11 protein-coding genes are annotated in these 13,701 nt (G+C 52.0%); 5 read left to right on the top strand and 6 right to left on the bottom strand.

Features of this window, described 5'->3' with window-relative positions; translation table 11 throughout:
- Positions 1 to 48: 48 nt before the first annotated feature.
- The gene (locus C3V43_RS08810) at positions 49 to 1,806 is read right to left on the bottom strand and encodes a phosphatase PAP2 family protein (protein ID WP_235655830.1); all 1,758 of its coding nucleotides are present in this window, start codon (positions 1,804 to 1,806) and stop codon (positions 49 to 51) included.
- A 214-nt stretch (positions 1,807 to 2,020) separates the two neighbouring features.
- Between C3V43_RS08810 and C3V43_RS08805 the strand changes: the two genes are divergently transcribed.
- Positions 2,021 to 2,824 carry a glycerophosphodiester phosphodiesterase family protein gene (locus C3V43_RS08805; RefSeq protein WP_106069488.1) on the top strand — a complete coding sequence of 268 codons (804 nt, stop codon included), beginning with the start codon at positions 2,021 to 2,023 and terminating at the stop codon, positions 2,822 to 2,824.
- Between the two features lie 13 nt (positions 2,825 to 2,837).
- Here the strand turns inward: C3V43_RS08805 and dprA are convergent, their stop codons facing one another.
- From dprA to C3V43_RS08785, 4 genes are all read right to left on the bottom strand, one after another.
- Positions 2,838 to 3,962 (bottom strand): DNA-processing protein DprA, encoded by a 1,125-nt coding sequence (gene dprA, locus C3V43_RS08800; protein ID WP_106069487.1) that lies wholly within the window; start codon positions 3,960 to 3,962, stop codon positions 2,838 to 2,840.
- A 175-nt stretch (positions 3,963 to 4,137) separates the two neighbouring features.
- A complete protein-coding gene (locus tag C3V43_RS08795; protein ID WP_106070528.1) occupies positions 4,138 to 4,548 on the bottom strand; it encodes an acyl-CoA thioesterase in 411 nt (136 codons plus the stop codon).
- A gap of 95 nt (positions 4,549 to 4,643) precedes the next feature.
- Positions 4,644 to 5,936 (bottom strand): peptidase U32 family protein, encoded by a 1,293-nt coding sequence (locus tag C3V43_RS08790; RefSeq protein WP_106069486.1) that lies wholly within the window; start codon positions 5,934 to 5,936, stop codon positions 4,644 to 4,646.
- A gap of 20 nt (positions 5,937 to 5,956) precedes the next feature.
- Positions 5,957 to 6,421 carry a DUF2059 domain-containing protein gene (locus C3V43_RS08785; RefSeq protein ID WP_106070527.1) on the bottom strand — a complete coding sequence of 155 codons (465 nt, stop codon included), beginning with the start codon at positions 6,419 to 6,421 and terminating at the stop codon, positions 5,957 to 5,959.
- A 101-nt stretch (positions 6,422 to 6,522) separates the two neighbouring features.
- Here C3V43_RS08785 and dusB point away from each other — a divergent pair, with 101 nt between their 5' ends.
- Positions 6,523 to 7,503, top strand: coding sequence for a tRNA dihydrouridine synthase DusB (dusB, locus tag C3V43_RS08780; RefSeq protein WP_106069485.1), 981 nt, complete (start codon positions 6,523 to 6,525; stop codon positions 7,501 to 7,503).
- A gap of 101 nt (positions 7,504 to 7,604) precedes the next feature.
- On the top strand, positions 7,605 to 9,176 hold the full coding sequence (gene nadB, locus C3V43_RS08775; protein ID WP_106069484.1) for an L-aspartate oxidase: 1,572 nt from the start codon (positions 7,605 to 7,607) through the stop codon (positions 9,174 to 9,176).
- A 116-nt stretch (positions 9,177 to 9,292) separates the two neighbouring features.
- Here nadB and rbr read toward each other — a convergent pair whose 3' ends face one another.
- On the bottom strand, positions 9,293 to 9,871 hold the full coding sequence (gene rbr, locus C3V43_RS08770; protein WP_106069483.1) for a rubrerythrin: 579 nt from the start codon (positions 9,869 to 9,871) through the stop codon (positions 9,293 to 9,295).
- Between the two features lie 1,080 nt (positions 9,872 to 10,951).
- On the opposite strand from rbr, the gene C3V43_RS08765 reads away from it, so the two are divergent.
- Together C3V43_RS08765 and C3V43_RS08760 are read left to right on the top strand one after the other, a co-directional pair.
- Entirely contained in the window at positions 10,952 to 12,637 is a 1,686-nt protein-coding gene (locus C3V43_RS08765) for a SulP family inorganic anion transporter (protein ID WP_106069482.1), read from the top strand.
- A 57-nt stretch (positions 12,638 to 12,694) separates the two neighbouring features.
- Positions 12,695 to 13,600, top strand: coding sequence for a DNA/RNA non-specific endonuclease (locus C3V43_RS08760; protein WP_394336031.1), 906 nt, complete (start codon positions 12,695 to 12,697; stop codon positions 13,598 to 13,600).
- The last annotated feature ends 101 nt before the right edge of the window (positions 13,601 to 13,701 follow it).

Below are 13,701 nucleotides of genomic sequence, written 5' to 3'. Positions count from 1 at the left end.
GCCGGGCAAGCCGGCAGGGGAGTTTTTTTTAGTCCTGAAAGCCGGTTTTTAGAAGGTGACACAAAAAGCTCCTCCCAAGACGAATTTCGACATGCTCTTGGTTGTATGCATGGTGTATGAGGTGATATAATCGTCGGCATTGGCCGGACGGCCGTTGAAAGTAAGATTTCGGGCTGCAGCCTTCATAAAGAGCATCGGTGCGTAGTCGATTTCGTAGCGTTTGCGCGTGAAATCGTAGTCGAGAAAAAGCCTGAATGCCATGCGTGATTTGTAAGCATAAGTAAGCGATACTCCTGTGCCCACCTCCATCGACCTGCCTGCTTTCACGCTGAGATAATCCCAGTCGGTCTCGTATTTTTCTCCTTCCGGACTATTCTCTCCTTTTATTTCGTAGACGAGAAAGCGTCTTCCGTCTTCCTCGTCATACGACATGTCGACATCGCGCTTTTGCCCCTCGACGTGGGCGTTGATGTCGATGCCCTGAGTATAGTTCCTGCCTACGAGCAGTTTTGTGCCGAGTGCCAGCCTCGGTGTAAGGGGCAGGCTGAAATAGGCTCCGGCAGATAAGGAGAATTCGGAGAGACGATCGGATTTTACGTTCAGTTCATATTTGTTGATGAAGCTCTCCAGATAAGGATCCAGTTGAGACAAGTTGCCGATTGGGCTTCGGGCGAAATCGCTCCAGTTCTTTACCAGCCTCGAATTTACCCTTAGCCGTCCTCCGATGCCGAAGTAAGGATTGAAGAAGTAAGCCCCTTCTGCACCTACCACAGTGGCCCGGCTGAATTTGAGATTTCGGACGGAATATCCTTCGTAGAAGTCGGCAAGGTCGGGATTGCCTGCTATCAGGTCGAGCGACTGTGCACCCAGTCCCACACCCAGATGCACATTGAAGAACGACGGATACCGGTACAGGTTGTTGGGGCGTTCGATGTCGGGGCGTTGCAATCCTTTGTCCTTGAATAGGAGGTCTCCGATGGCATACCCCAATTCCGTGGATAGGATGCCGATGCCTGCCCCTGCAAAGGTGTCGCTTATCCAATGGCGGTTGTTGAGCACCCGCATGCACCCTGTGGCGGTGGCCAGCGCATATCCGGCGATACTTATCCACGGGCTGCGCGTCATGCCGTATTCCTTGTGCAGAATGGTTGCGGCAACAAAAGCCGTAGCGGTGTGTCCCGATGGGAAGGAGTTGCGTGTGGAGCCGTCGGGGCGCAACTCCTTCATGCTGTATTTCACTCCGTTGACCAATGCGGCCATGATGGCATATGAGGCTCCTGCGCTTACGCCGTAACGATCCCAACGGCTGCGCCCTTCGTAGCCGGCAAGCTTGAGGCCTGTGGTAACGGCAAGCGGCACGTACTGCGAATAGTTGTCGGCCGTATGGTGGAAGTTATAGAGGAATTTGTTGCGCACTTCGCGGAAGTTTGCCTTGTCGTTGCGAAGGAGGAAGCCTGCAACAATCCACGGCAGGCCCACCCACGACACGTCGGAGCGGAAAGTGTGTTTCGTGCGGGGGGTAGGGAAGCGTTGTGCAGTCATGGTGTCAGGAAGAGATAATCGGGCAGAGCCGACAGATTGTGCCTGCAACGGAGCGGTGCAGAAAAGCATCATCCAACACACGACCGGAAAGCCTCGCAATGCCATTGTTAAAGGGGTTTGCCGGTTGTTGTTCACTGTCGCATCGACAGATGCGATTCCTTGCAGAATATACCCGGCAAACAGTTGCTCTCTTTTACCTGCCTTTAGGAATTCTTGCAGAAGAATTTGGGTATAATAGAGTATTCTTTTACAGATAGTATGCATATCGTGGACAAAGATAAGGAAAAATGTCCGTACATACATCATTATTAATACTATGCCGACCGTTTATCGGAGGAAAACGGGAGTTCTTATGAAACAAGCTGAAGACAATAAATGTTTATAAAGATATTGATTGATAAAAGAAGGGTGTCAATTCTTCGTTGAATAATGGAATTATTCTATCTTTGACAAATATTTAACCTATTGATTCAAGAAAATGAGAGTCATTCTGTATATATTTTCTATTGTTGCTTTGTTCACCGTTGTATATGGCGGCCGCCAGACGGTGAGATATGCCAAGGTGCCTGCTGCAAGCGGGCATCGAGGTGCCAATACCATTGCGCCGGAGAATACCATGGCGTCGGCGGACTCTTGCATCAAGTATGGCATAGGCAATATAGAATGTGATATCTGCATCAGCAAGGACAGTGTGTTCTACCTTATGCACGATTCTACGCTGGACCGCACTACCAATGGAACGGGCAAAATCTGTGAATGGATGTCTGCCGACATTGATACGCTGGATGCCGGTTCGTGGTTCGGACCCGAATTTGCCGGGCAGCGTGTGCCGCGCTTTGTGGACTTGCTGCGCAGAGCCAAACAAGCCGGCATGAGACTCGCTGTGGATTTTTGGAACGGAGACATGCGGAAGTTGCTGGAACTGATAAAGGAGGAGGGGATGCTGGAAAGTTGCAACTTCTCTTTCTATAAAGAAAAAGACATGAGGCTGTTCAGAAGCCTTGAACCGGATGTGAAGACCTTACAGGCCTACGTCAGAAGTCAGGACGAGCTGGAATATGTGGTCAATGAGTTTAAACCCAATGTCGTTGTGGTGCACATTGACTCGCTGACACCGGATTTCATGAAGAAGTGTCGCGGATATGATTTGCAAGTGGTGGCACTCGTGTTAGGTTTGGAAGACAAGACGACCGAAAACCGGAAAGCCGTAGAGCTGGGCGTAGACATTGTAGCCACCGACCGCCCCGATGCTTTCGTCAAGGAATATGGCAGGGAAAGATGAGAAAGGGAATCCTTCAGTTTCTTGCCGGCAAATGATAGACATCGCCCGGCATTGCCTTTACCGCTCCTTTCATCTCCAGCTCGAACAGCAGAACGCTCATGCGGTTCACGGGGATGTTGCTCTCCACTACCAATGTATTGATGTGCAGGTCTCCTTTCTGTGAAAGGATATGTACCACCCGTTCTTCCTCTTCCGAGAGCTCAAGGAAGAGGTTGCGCTGAATGCCTTCCGGACGAACTTCTTTGCGTGCAGTATCCCAGCCCATGGCTTGCATAAACTCTTCGGCGCTCTGAATAAGAGCCGCCTTGTTGTCGCGTATCAGCCGGTTGCAGCCGATGGAAGCGGTATCGGTGATGCGTCCGGGCACGGCAAAACAATCTCTGTGATAGCTTTCGGCCAGCTCGGCCGTGATGAGAGAGCCGCCTTTGGCTGCCGACTCTACCACGATGGTGGCGTCGCACATGCCTGCCACGATGCGGTTGCGGCTGACGAAGTTGTATCGGTCGGGGTTGGTTCCGGTGAGGAATTCGGTCAGCAAACCGCCGTCGGCCAGCATATCCACCGCCGTTTTGCGATGTACGTATGGATAGAGGCGGTCCAGACCGTGGGCAAGGACGGCAACTGTGGAGAGCCCGTTTGCCAACGCTGCGCGGTGGGCGTGGATGTCGATGCCGTAGGCCAGTCCGCTCACCACGAGCACATCGGGACAGAGGGCCGCGAGGTCGTGCAGGAAGTCGGCACAGAACTGCTTGCCGTAGTCCGTGGCCTGCCGGGTTCCTACCATATTGATGACGTGCAGCCGGTTGAAGTCGACGTTCCCCTTGAAGAAAAGTACCGCAGGGGCGTCGTCGCACTCGCGCAGACGACCGGGATAAGCCTCGTCTTTCAGGGTCAGACATGTCAGTCGGTTCTTTTCCACAAACTTCATCTCTTGCCCGGCACGCTCGAAGGCGGCGGGACAATCGAGTGCGGCCACCACGCCGCCGGTCACTTCGGGTATGATTTCAGGAAGTTCCTTTCGCCGGCTGAATACTTCGGCGGCGCTGCCTGTACCCTCTATCAGGCGTTTCGCCCCTACATGCCCGATGCCGGGACAGAGCGTAAGGGCTATGCTGCAAAGCTGTTCTTCGCTGTTCATCGGTAGTCTTTTCTGCAACAAAAAGACCCCGGCCGACAGACACTTGTGTTTGTCGCAACAGACACTTGTGTCTGTCGTGACAGAGTCCGGTGTTTGTATCGATAAAGACTTGTGTCTGTCATGACAAAGGCTTGTGTCTGTCAGCCGAGGTTTAAACGTTTGTTATACAACGGGGTTACTCTTCTTTCAAGTAAGGCGCGAAGAGGGTGTCGAAGAGGCTGCTGTCCGTCAGGCGGCCGTTCACCACACAGACGGTTTCCACCACGCCTTTCAGGGAGACTTTTCCGTCGCTTGCCCGGAAGATGTCCTGATAGAAGACGTACTTGATGCCCTCTTTCCGCATATAGAGCTTGCAGACGAACTCGTCTCCGCTCTTCAACGGTGTCTTGAATGCCATGCTGATGCGCGCCACCACAGGGTCGATGCCCTCTGTGTGCAGTTTGGCGAAGTCGGCGCCTGCCGAAATCAGAAATTCATGACGCGTATGTTCCAGATAATGTTGGTAGTTGGCATTGTTTACGATGCCTTGCAGGTCGCACTCATAGTCGCGCACCTTCATTTTCAGTTCATAAATATACTTTTCCATAAATGCTTTTTTGTCGAGGTTCTGTCGAACCTTCTTTATCATTGGTTTCTCGGCGGGATTGCACCGATTTCACTGATTTACAGGTTTCCGGTCGGTCATCCCCGTTGCTTCTCCACATCCAGTCCTTTGAACTTCTTCAGCTCTTCCACGCTGACCAGCTTGTAGAGTTTGTCGCTGGGGCGTATTTTGGGCGATTTCATCGAGAAGTGTTCTCCTTTCTTTACCGTGTGCACCGGCTTCAGGTCTACACGGGCTTCGTCCAGCGTGAGGAATTCCGCTCCCGTCGTGGGGCCTGTTATCAGCAGCTTGTCGCCCACGCTGACTTCGGCGGCTTCCACCAGAAATTCGGCCACTCCGATGTTGCTGAAGTAGCGTATGCCCTTACCCACATAAATCTTGCGCTCCGTAGCAGCGGAACCGTAGTTCTTGGTCCATTCGCCCAAGCGTTGTCCCAAATAATAGCCATCCCAGAAGCCACGGTTGAAGACCGTCTTCAGTCGCTCGTCCCACACAGCAATCTTCTCGTCGGTGAAGGAGCCGTCCACATAAGCGCGGATGGCCTCTTTGTAGCATTCCACCACCGTGCGCACGTATTCGGGCCCGCGGGCACGCCCTTCAATCTTGAACACGCGCACGCCGGCATCCAGCATCTTGTTCATGAAGTGGATGGTCTTCAGGTCTTTGGGCGACATGATGTACTGGTTGTCTACCTCCAGTTCTACGTCCGTCTCCTTGTCGCGCACCGTGTAGCTGCGTCGGCACACCTGCATGCAGGCGCCCCGGTTGGCCGAGTGGTTCATCTCGTGCAGCGAGAGGTAGCACTTTCCGCTCACGGCCATGCAGAGCGCGCCGTGGCAGAACATTTCGATGCGTACCGGCCGGCCGCCTGGTCCGCAGATGTTCTCCTCCCTGATGTGGCGGTAGATTTCGGCCACCTGCTCCAGATTCAACTCGCGTGCCAGCACCACCACATCGGCAAAGCGGGCATAGAAACGGAGCGCCTCTACGTTGGAGATGTTGAGCTGCGTGCTGAGGTGTACTTCCTGCCCTATGCGGTAGGCATACTCCATCACGGCCACATCGGCCGCAATCACGGCAGAGATGCCCGCCGCTTTGGCGGCATCCACAATGGTGCGCATCAGGGCGATGTCGTGGTCGTATATGATGGTGTTTACCGTCAGGTAGCTCTTCATGCCGTGCTCGTCGCACGTGCGGGCTATCTCACGCAGGTCGTCTATCGTGAAGGTATTCGCCGAGCGGGCACGCATATTCAGGTTCTCGATGCCGAAGTATATGGAGTCGGCACCTGCCTGTATGGCTGCCGCGAGCGACTCGCGCGAACCTACGGGGGCCATTATCTCAAAATCGGAAAGGCGGGGTGAATTCATAAAGCCGAAAGGGAAAGGGGTTATTTACTTACCATGTTGGCAATCTCATTCTGCATCTGCCGGCCGATTTCCGTGCCGAGTTGCTGTCCTATCGGCATGACTTCCTTGGCCACGGCGGGCGTACTGGCAGACAACTTCTTTCCGGCAGGCGTGTTGTAGAAAGCCAGAATATCTTCCAGATCTTTCAGTGTAAGGTGTTTTTGGTAAATAGGGGTGATGCCCTCCACCATCTTGTCGATGAACTGCTTCGTCCAGCGTTTGGTGAAGTCTTCCCAGAAAGAGTCGGGTTGCGATGCAGTCTGCTGCTTCATCATGTTTACAAGTTGCGGAACCATCAGCTTCACGGATTCCAAGCCTCCGGATTTATCCAGCATTTTGTAGAGGGTTTCCTTGTACTGATTGTTTGTTTCTTGCGCATAAGTGCCGGTCGGTTGAAGCGACAACATGGCGATGCACATTGTTGCCATGAAGAAAAACTTTTTCATTTGGACTGTCGTTCTGGGTGAATACTCTTTCATTTAACACGGCAAAGGTAGTTCTTTTTATCTTACGAATGATTAACTTTGCCCGAAAAACCTGATTACGCATGAAGATAGCCGATATGGATTTGGGCGCCCGCCCCCTGTTGCTCGCTCCGATGGAAGACGTCACCGACCCTGCTTTCCGCCTGATGTGCAAGCAGTTCGGTGCAGATATGGTATATACCGAGTTCGTCTCTGCCGACGCTCTGATACGTTCGGTGAGCAAAACCGAACAGAAGCTGAACATCAGCGACCGTGAGCGTCCCGTAGCCATACAGATATACGGCCGAGACACGCCTACGATGGTGGAAGCCGCCCGCATCGTGGAGCAGGCCCGCCCCGACATTCTCGACATCAACTTCGGTTGCCCCGTGAAGCGCGTGGCCGGCAAGGGCGCCGGTGCCGGCATGCTGCAAAACGTCCCGCTCATGCTCGAAATCACTCGCGCGGTGGTAGATGCCGTGAAGATACCTGTCACCGTGAAGACGCGCCTCGGATGGGATGCCGACCACAAAATCATCGTCACCTTGGCCGAGCAACTGCAAGATTGCGGCATCGCCGCCCTCACCATACACGGGCGCACCCGTGCGCAGATGTACACCGGCGAGGCCGACTGGACACTCATCGGCGAGGTAAAGAGGAATCCGCGCATGCACATCCCCATCATCGGCAACGGCGACGTCACCACCCCCCGGCGGGCCAAAGAGTGTTTCGACCTTTACGGGGTGGATGCCGTCATGATAGGGCGTGCCAGCTTCGGCCGTCCGTGGTTCTTCAAAGAAGTGAAGCACTACCTGGAAAGCGGCGAAGAGTTGCCCCCGCTCAGTTCCGAGTGGCAACTGAACGTGTTGCGCCAAGAAGTGGAAGACAGCATCCGGCTGCTTGACGAGCGCCGGGGCATTCTGCACGTGCGTCGCCATTTGGCTGCCAGCCCCTTGTTCAAAGGCATTCCCAACTTCCGCGATACGCGGATAGCCATGCTGCGTGCCGAAACGAAGGAAGAGTTGTATCGCATCTTCGATGCCATCGGTCCGATGCTGCCTTGAAACAGTTTGGCAAGGCGAAGATTTTCTCCGTTTTTTGCGGCTAAGATGAATGTTTTTAAGAGCTTTGCACTATCTTTGCCATATCAAAAGACATAAAACGTATGGTAAGAAAGTACGATTTCCTCGTTATCGGTTCCGGGATTGCCGGTATGAGTTTTGCGCTGAAAGTGGCACATAAAGGAACGGTAGCCCTCGTCTGCAAAGCCGGTCTGGAAGAGGCAAACACCTATTATGCGCAAGGAGGCATCGCCTCTGTCACCAATCCGGCCGTAGACAATTTCGAGAAGCACATCGAAGACACCCTGATTGCAGGCGACTGGATAAGCGATCGCGAAGCCGTGGAAAAAGTAGTGCGCAATGCTCCCGAACAAATCGGCGAACTCATCAAATGGGGCGTGAACTTCGACAAGAAAGAGAACGGAGAGTTCGACCTGCACAAAGAGGGCGGCCACTCCGAATTCCGCATCCTCCACCATAAGGACAATACGGGCGCAGAGATACAGACCAGCCTGATTGAAGCAGTGAAACGGCATCCCGGCATCACCGTCTTCACCGACCACTATGCCGTGGAAATCATCACCCAGCACCATCAGGGCATCATCGTCACCCGCCATACCCCCGGCATCAAGTGCTACGGTGCATACGTGCTGAACGAGCGGAGCGGTGAAGTAGACACTTTCCTGTCGAAAGTCACCGTCATGGCCACGGGCGGTTGCGAAGCCGTCTACCGCAACACTACCAACCCGTTGGTAGCCACGGGCGACGGCATTGCCATGGTCTACCGTGCCAAAGGCATCGTAAAAGATATGGAGTTCATCCAGTTCCACCCCACCGCCCTTTACCATCCGGGCGACCGTCCCGCTTTCCTCATCACCGAAGCCATGCGCGGATATGGCGGCGTGCTCCACACCATGGACGGGAAGGAGTTCATGCAGAAGTACGACCCGCGACTCTCGCTGGCTCCGCGCGACATCGTGGCACGCGCCATCGACAACGAAATGAAGCAACGGGGCGACGAGCATGTCTATCTGGACGTGACGCACAAAGACCCCGAAGAAACCAAACGGCATTTCCCCAACATCTACAAGAAATGTCTTGGCATAGGCATCGACATCACCAAAGACTACATTCCGGTGGCTCCTGCCGCCCACTATCTTTGCGGAGGCATCAAGGTGGATTTGGACGGGCAGTCGAGCATCCGCCGCCTTTATGCCATCGGCGAGTGCTCGTGCACCGGCCTGCACGGCGGAAACCGTCTGGCCAGCAACTCGCTGATTGAAGCCGTGGTCTATGCCGACGCGGCTGCCAAACATGCACTGAGCGTGCTGGAGCGTTACGACTTCAACGAAGACATCCCCGAATGGAACGACGAAGGAACCATCTCCACCGAAGAGCGTGTACTCATCACGCAGAGCATGAAAGAGGTGAACCAGATTATGGAAGCCTACGTGGGCATCGTGCGCAGCAACCTCCGTCTGACACGCGCTTGGAACCGTCTGGATATCCTTTACGAGGAGACCGAAGCCCTCTTCAAGCGCACCAAAGCCACACGCGAACTGTGCGAACTGCGCAACATGATAAACGTGGGTTACCTGATAACGAAGCAGGCCATGGAGCGCAAGGAAAGCCGCGGATTGCACTACACGATAGATTATCCGCATGCGGGGAGATAAAAAGAGTTGTGCTCCTGAAAAATATCCGCTTTCGCGGAAAAAGAACGGCGGTGTGTCCGAAACCCGAATAACCGTTTCCCGACACACCGCCTGCCTGTAATGCTAAGGCAATCTTATCAATAATTCTCTTTCTTCACTTCGAAGTAGGCCTGCGGATGCAAGCAAGCCGGACAAGCCTGCGGAGCTTCCTTGCCGGTGTAGACGAAACCGCAGTTGCGGCACTGCCACACCACTTCACCCTCTTTGGCAAATACGGTGGCCGCTTCGATGTTCCGGATGAAAGCGCGATAGCGTTCCTCGTGCGCTTTTTCGGCAACGGCAACGTTGCGATACATCAATGCGATGGCAGGAAAACCTTCCTCATCGGCAATGTCGGCAAACTTGGGATAATCCAGCGTCCATTCCTCATTTTCGCCGGCTGCTGCTGCCTCAAGATTCTGCAAAGTAGTGCCGATGATGCCGGCGGGATAAGATGCAGTGATTTCCACCATGCCGCCCTCCAGCCATTTGAACATACGCTTGGCGTGTTCCTTTTCCTGCTCGGCCGTCTCCGTGAAGATAGCGGCGATTTGTTCGTAACCTTCTTTCTTTGCCACACTTGCAAAATAAGTATAACGCATTCTTGCCTGCGATTCGCCCGCGAATGATGTCAACAGATTCTTCTCTGTACGAGTTCCTTTGATACTTTTAGCCATAATCTTTTTTTACTTGGTTAATATAATTACGTAACGATTCAATCTTTTCATCAGCTGACAGCACAAATCTAAGCATTAACTCCGAGATTATCAATCTTTTGCCCCATCATATTTGCCTATCGGCACATAAAAAACTTGCTGTCCGTTAAATCATAAATCATTTTTCCAACCTTGGAACATAAGAGTTAGAAGTTCCTTTATGTAAAATCACCTCCTTTGGGAAGAGAATTTGAGGCATTTTGCACGAACAGAAAGAAACAAAAAGCAATAGACGGAAGTTTTTATAGTTCCGGCTTAACACATCGTTAGAATGGATATACCCGTTATTCTTTTCTATATATGTCTTTGAAGTAATAAGAAAAAAGATACAATGCTGTAATAGCGTTTAATAAGAAAGAAATGATTCTTTCTTGAAACAGAAAAAACACTATAGTATTAACTAATAGTAGAAAAGCACCAAGCAGCCCTATCTTCTTATTATAGTTCATAATTACATTATTAAAGGTTGAACATACCCAAACATATGAAAATTGTGATTAAAACCAAAGCATGATAATGAATATTTATCTAAAAACTGAGTTCGGGATAAGAAGCCGGTCAAGAGCCTCACCCGAAAGCTTGTATTTTAAAGTCAATTTCCATTGATTATCAAATGTTTAATATCGGTTTGTCAGACACTTGCGTCTGACGGCTCAAACACTTGTGTCTGTCACGTCAGAGACTTGTGTCTGTCGGCTTGAACACTTGCCTCTGTCAAGACAAAGGATTGCAGTTGTCAAAACAGGAGGAGGGGGGCGGCGTAAAAGGCGCTCTGACCTTCTGACCAATCGCTGCAAACCGGTGCATTCAAGGAATATCCGCCCGACAGGATGCACCCTCGTCTTTAGTGAAAGCAACCGCTTATACCGAATTCAGGTTAAAAAACAGATTCTTATGACGCAGGATGACGCTTTCTTTCTTTAAAGCTTTGTAGTTTTTAGGCATGGATAATTGCCTCTGTTTGCACTATTTTAATTAATTTTGCATCCTCTATTCATAAAGACAACAAGAACAGGTAAAATAAAGATTCTCAGATTGCAAATGAAAGTACTCGAATTCAAGCCGAAGCTGTACGCAACGCTTAAAAATTACTCGAAAGAGCTTTTCGTGGCCGATCTGATGGCGGGTATCATCGTCGGCATCGTAGCCCTTCCGCTTGCCATCGCATTCGGCATCGCCTCCGGCGTGTCGCCGGAGAAGGGCATCGTCACGGCCATCATCGCAGGCTTCCTCATCTCTCTGTTAGGTGGAAGCAAGGTGCAGATAGGCGGACCCACAGGCGCATTCATCGTCATCATCTACGGCATCATTCAGCAGTACGGCGAGTCGGGACTGATTGTGGCCACGCTCATGGCAGGCGTCATGCTCGTCCTGCTGGGAGTGTTCAAGCTCGGAGCGGTCATCAAGTTCATCCCCTATCCCATTATCGTGGGGTTTACGAGCGGTATTGCCGTCACCATCTTCACCACGCAGATTGCCGATATCTTCGGACTGACGTTCGGTGGCGAGAAAGTGCCGGGCGATTTCGTGGGAAAATGGATGATTTACTTCCGCCACCTCGATAGCATCAATTGGTGGAACACACTTGTAAGTATCGTAAGCATCTTTATCATTGCCGTTACGCCCCGGTTCTCGAAGAAAATTCCGGGTTCGCTCATTGCCATCATCGTGGTGACGGTGGCGGTCTGGCTGATGAAGGTGTATGGAGGCATCGACAGCATAGATACCATCGGCGACCGTTTCAGCATCCGTGCCGAATTGCCCGATGCCGTGTTGCCCGCTTTGGATTGGGAGGCGGTACGCGAATTGTTTCCGGTGGCCGTGACCATTGCCGTGCTGGGGGCAATCGAATCACTGCTTTCCGCTACCGTGGCCGACGGTATGATAGGCGACAAGCACGACTCTAACACGGAACTGATTGCGCAAGGCATAGCCAACATGGCCACTCCCTTGTTCGGCGGCATTCCTGCCACGGGCGCCATTGCACGCACCATGGCAAACATCAATAACGGAGGTAAATCGCCCGTTGCCGGCATGGTGCATGCCGTAGTGTTGCTGCTTATCCTGCTGTTCCTCATGCCGTTGGCACAATATATCCCGATGGCTTGCCTGGCAGGTGTATTGGTCATCGTGTCCTACAACATGAGCGGCTGGCGCACTTTCAAGGCATTGATGAAGAGCCCCAAGTCGGACATCACCGTGCTGCTGATAACCTTTTTCCTGACGGTTATCTTCGACCTGACGATTGCCATCGAGATAGGGCTGGTTATTGCCTGCGTGCTCTTCATGCGCCGTGTGATGGAAACTACCGAGATATCCGTTATAAAAGATGAGATCGACCCGAACGCGGAATCGGACATCAGTACTCACGAAGAACATCTGATTATCCCCGAAGGTGTGGAAGTGTACGAGATAAACGGCCCTTACTTTTTCGGCATCGCCACCAAGTTCGAAGAGACGATGGCACAGTTGGGCGACCGTCCCAAAGTGCGCATCATCCGTATGCGCAAAGTTCCTTTTATCGACTCTACAGGTGTGCATAACCTGACAAGCCTCTGCCGGATGTCTCAGAAAGAGAAGATAACGATTATTCTGTCCGGCGTCAACGGGAAAGTGCACAAGGTGCTTGAAAAGTCCGGTTTCTACGAACTGCTGGGCGAAGAGAATATCTGTCCGAATATCAATGTGGCGCTGGAAAGAGCGGAAGAGAAATTAAATAGCGATTAGTTATTAGCAACCAACTGACGTTAATCGCTCATCCCTCATCGCAAAATACTAATCCACGTGGCCCGAAAGAAGAAAAAGAAACAATCCAAAAGCATCTACTGCCTCATCGCTTTTATATGTGCGGTCTGTCTGCTCTATGAGCCTGTTGCCGGACTGATTGCAGAGAGAGAACAGAAAGAAAAGGAACTTCCTGTTTCCAAGACGGAAGAGCCTGCAAAGAAGAAAGCATTTGCTTCAACCGATACGGGGGCGGCACTCCCATCCGAACCCCGCCTTGAGATACCGGGCAAAATGGCACATGCCGACGAGCTGATTCTGTACCGGAGGGGATATGCCGTGTCCTACAACAGAGACTTGAAGATTCCCAATTGGGTGGCTTGGGAACTTACTCCGGCAAAACTGATAGAACGCGAAAGCCGCAGCAGCAAGTTCCTGCCCGACCCCGACCTGCCTGCCGACGAGGCGGTGACGACCGACGACTACAAAGGCGCCGGACTGGATCGCGGACACATGTGTCCTGCCGGCGACAATCGTTGGCATTGGCGAGCCATGCAGGAAAGTTTCTACATGACCAATATCTGTCCGCAAGACCATAACCTGAACCGGGGTGACTGGAAGGAACTGGAAGAGGCTTGTCGTCGTTGGGCGCAGGAGGAGGGCAGGATATACATTGTCTGTGGGCCTGTCCTTTATAAAAAAAAGCACCGCACCATAGGGAAGCGACACCTTATCACCGTGCCCGAAGCATTCTTCAAGGTGATACTCTGCATTGAAAGCAATCCTCCCAAAGCCATCGGCTTCATTTACAAAAACACGTCGGGCAACCGTCCGATGGACAGCTATGTCAATACGATAGACCAAGTGGAACGGATTACGGGCATCGACTTCTTTCCTGCACTGCCGGACAAGATGGAAAAAGAAGTGGAAGCGACGTACGACCTGAAGCTGTGGAAGATGAATTGATGTTTTGACAGATTCTTATGGTATAAAGCTCTAAATTGATGCACGGGAATGCTTTCATGAAACGTTTTTTTTGTATCTTCGCCACTTAATTTTACTTTTTT

It is taken from the genome of Prevotella heparinolytica (assembly GCF_002998535.1).
GTDB classification, from domain to species: Bacteria; Bacteroidota; Bacteroidia; order Bacteroidales; family Bacteroidaceae; genus Bacteroides; species Bacteroides heparinolyticus.
This window is presented reverse-complemented; position numbering and strand designations above follow the sequence as displayed.

Excerpts from the sequence above, each read along its gene's own strand:
- C3V43_RS08810 (WP_235655830.1), bottom strand. The coding sequence starts at position 1,806 with ATGCATACTATCTGTAAAAGAATACTCTATTATACCCAAATTCTTCTG.
- C3V43_RS08805 (WP_106069488.1), top strand. The coding sequence starts at position 2,021 with ATGAGAGTCATTCTGTATATATTTTCTATTGTTGCTTTGTTCACCGTT.
- dprA (WP_106069487.1), bottom strand. The coding sequence starts at position 3,962 with ATGAACAGCGAAGAACAGCTTTGCAGCATAGCCCTTACGCTCTGTCCC.
- C3V43_RS08795 (WP_106070528.1), bottom strand. The coding sequence starts at position 4,548 with ATGGAAAAGTATATTTATGAACTGAAAATGAAGGTGCGCGACTATGAG.
- C3V43_RS08790 (WP_106069486.1), bottom strand. The coding sequence starts at position 5,936 with ATGAATTCACCCCGCCTTTCCGATTTTGAGATAATGGCCCCCGTAGGT.
- C3V43_RS08785 (WP_106070527.1), bottom strand. The coding sequence starts at position 6,421 with ATGAAAAAGTTTTTCTTCATGGCAACAATGTGCATCGCCATGTTGTCG.
- dusB (WP_106069485.1), top strand. The coding sequence starts at position 6,523 with ATGAAGATAGCCGATATGGATTTGGGCGCCCGCCCCCTGTTGCTCGCT.
- nadB (WP_106069484.1), top strand. The coding sequence starts at position 7,605 with ATGGTAAGAAAGTACGATTTCCTCGTTATCGGTTCCGGGATTGCCGGT.
- rbr (WP_106069483.1), bottom strand. The coding sequence starts at position 9,871 with ATGGCTAAAAGTATCAAAGGAACTCGTACAGAGAAGAATCTGTTGACA.
- C3V43_RS08765 (WP_106069482.1), top strand. The coding sequence starts at position 10,952 with ATGAAAGTACTCGAATTCAAGCCGAAGCTGTACGCAACGCTTAAAAAT.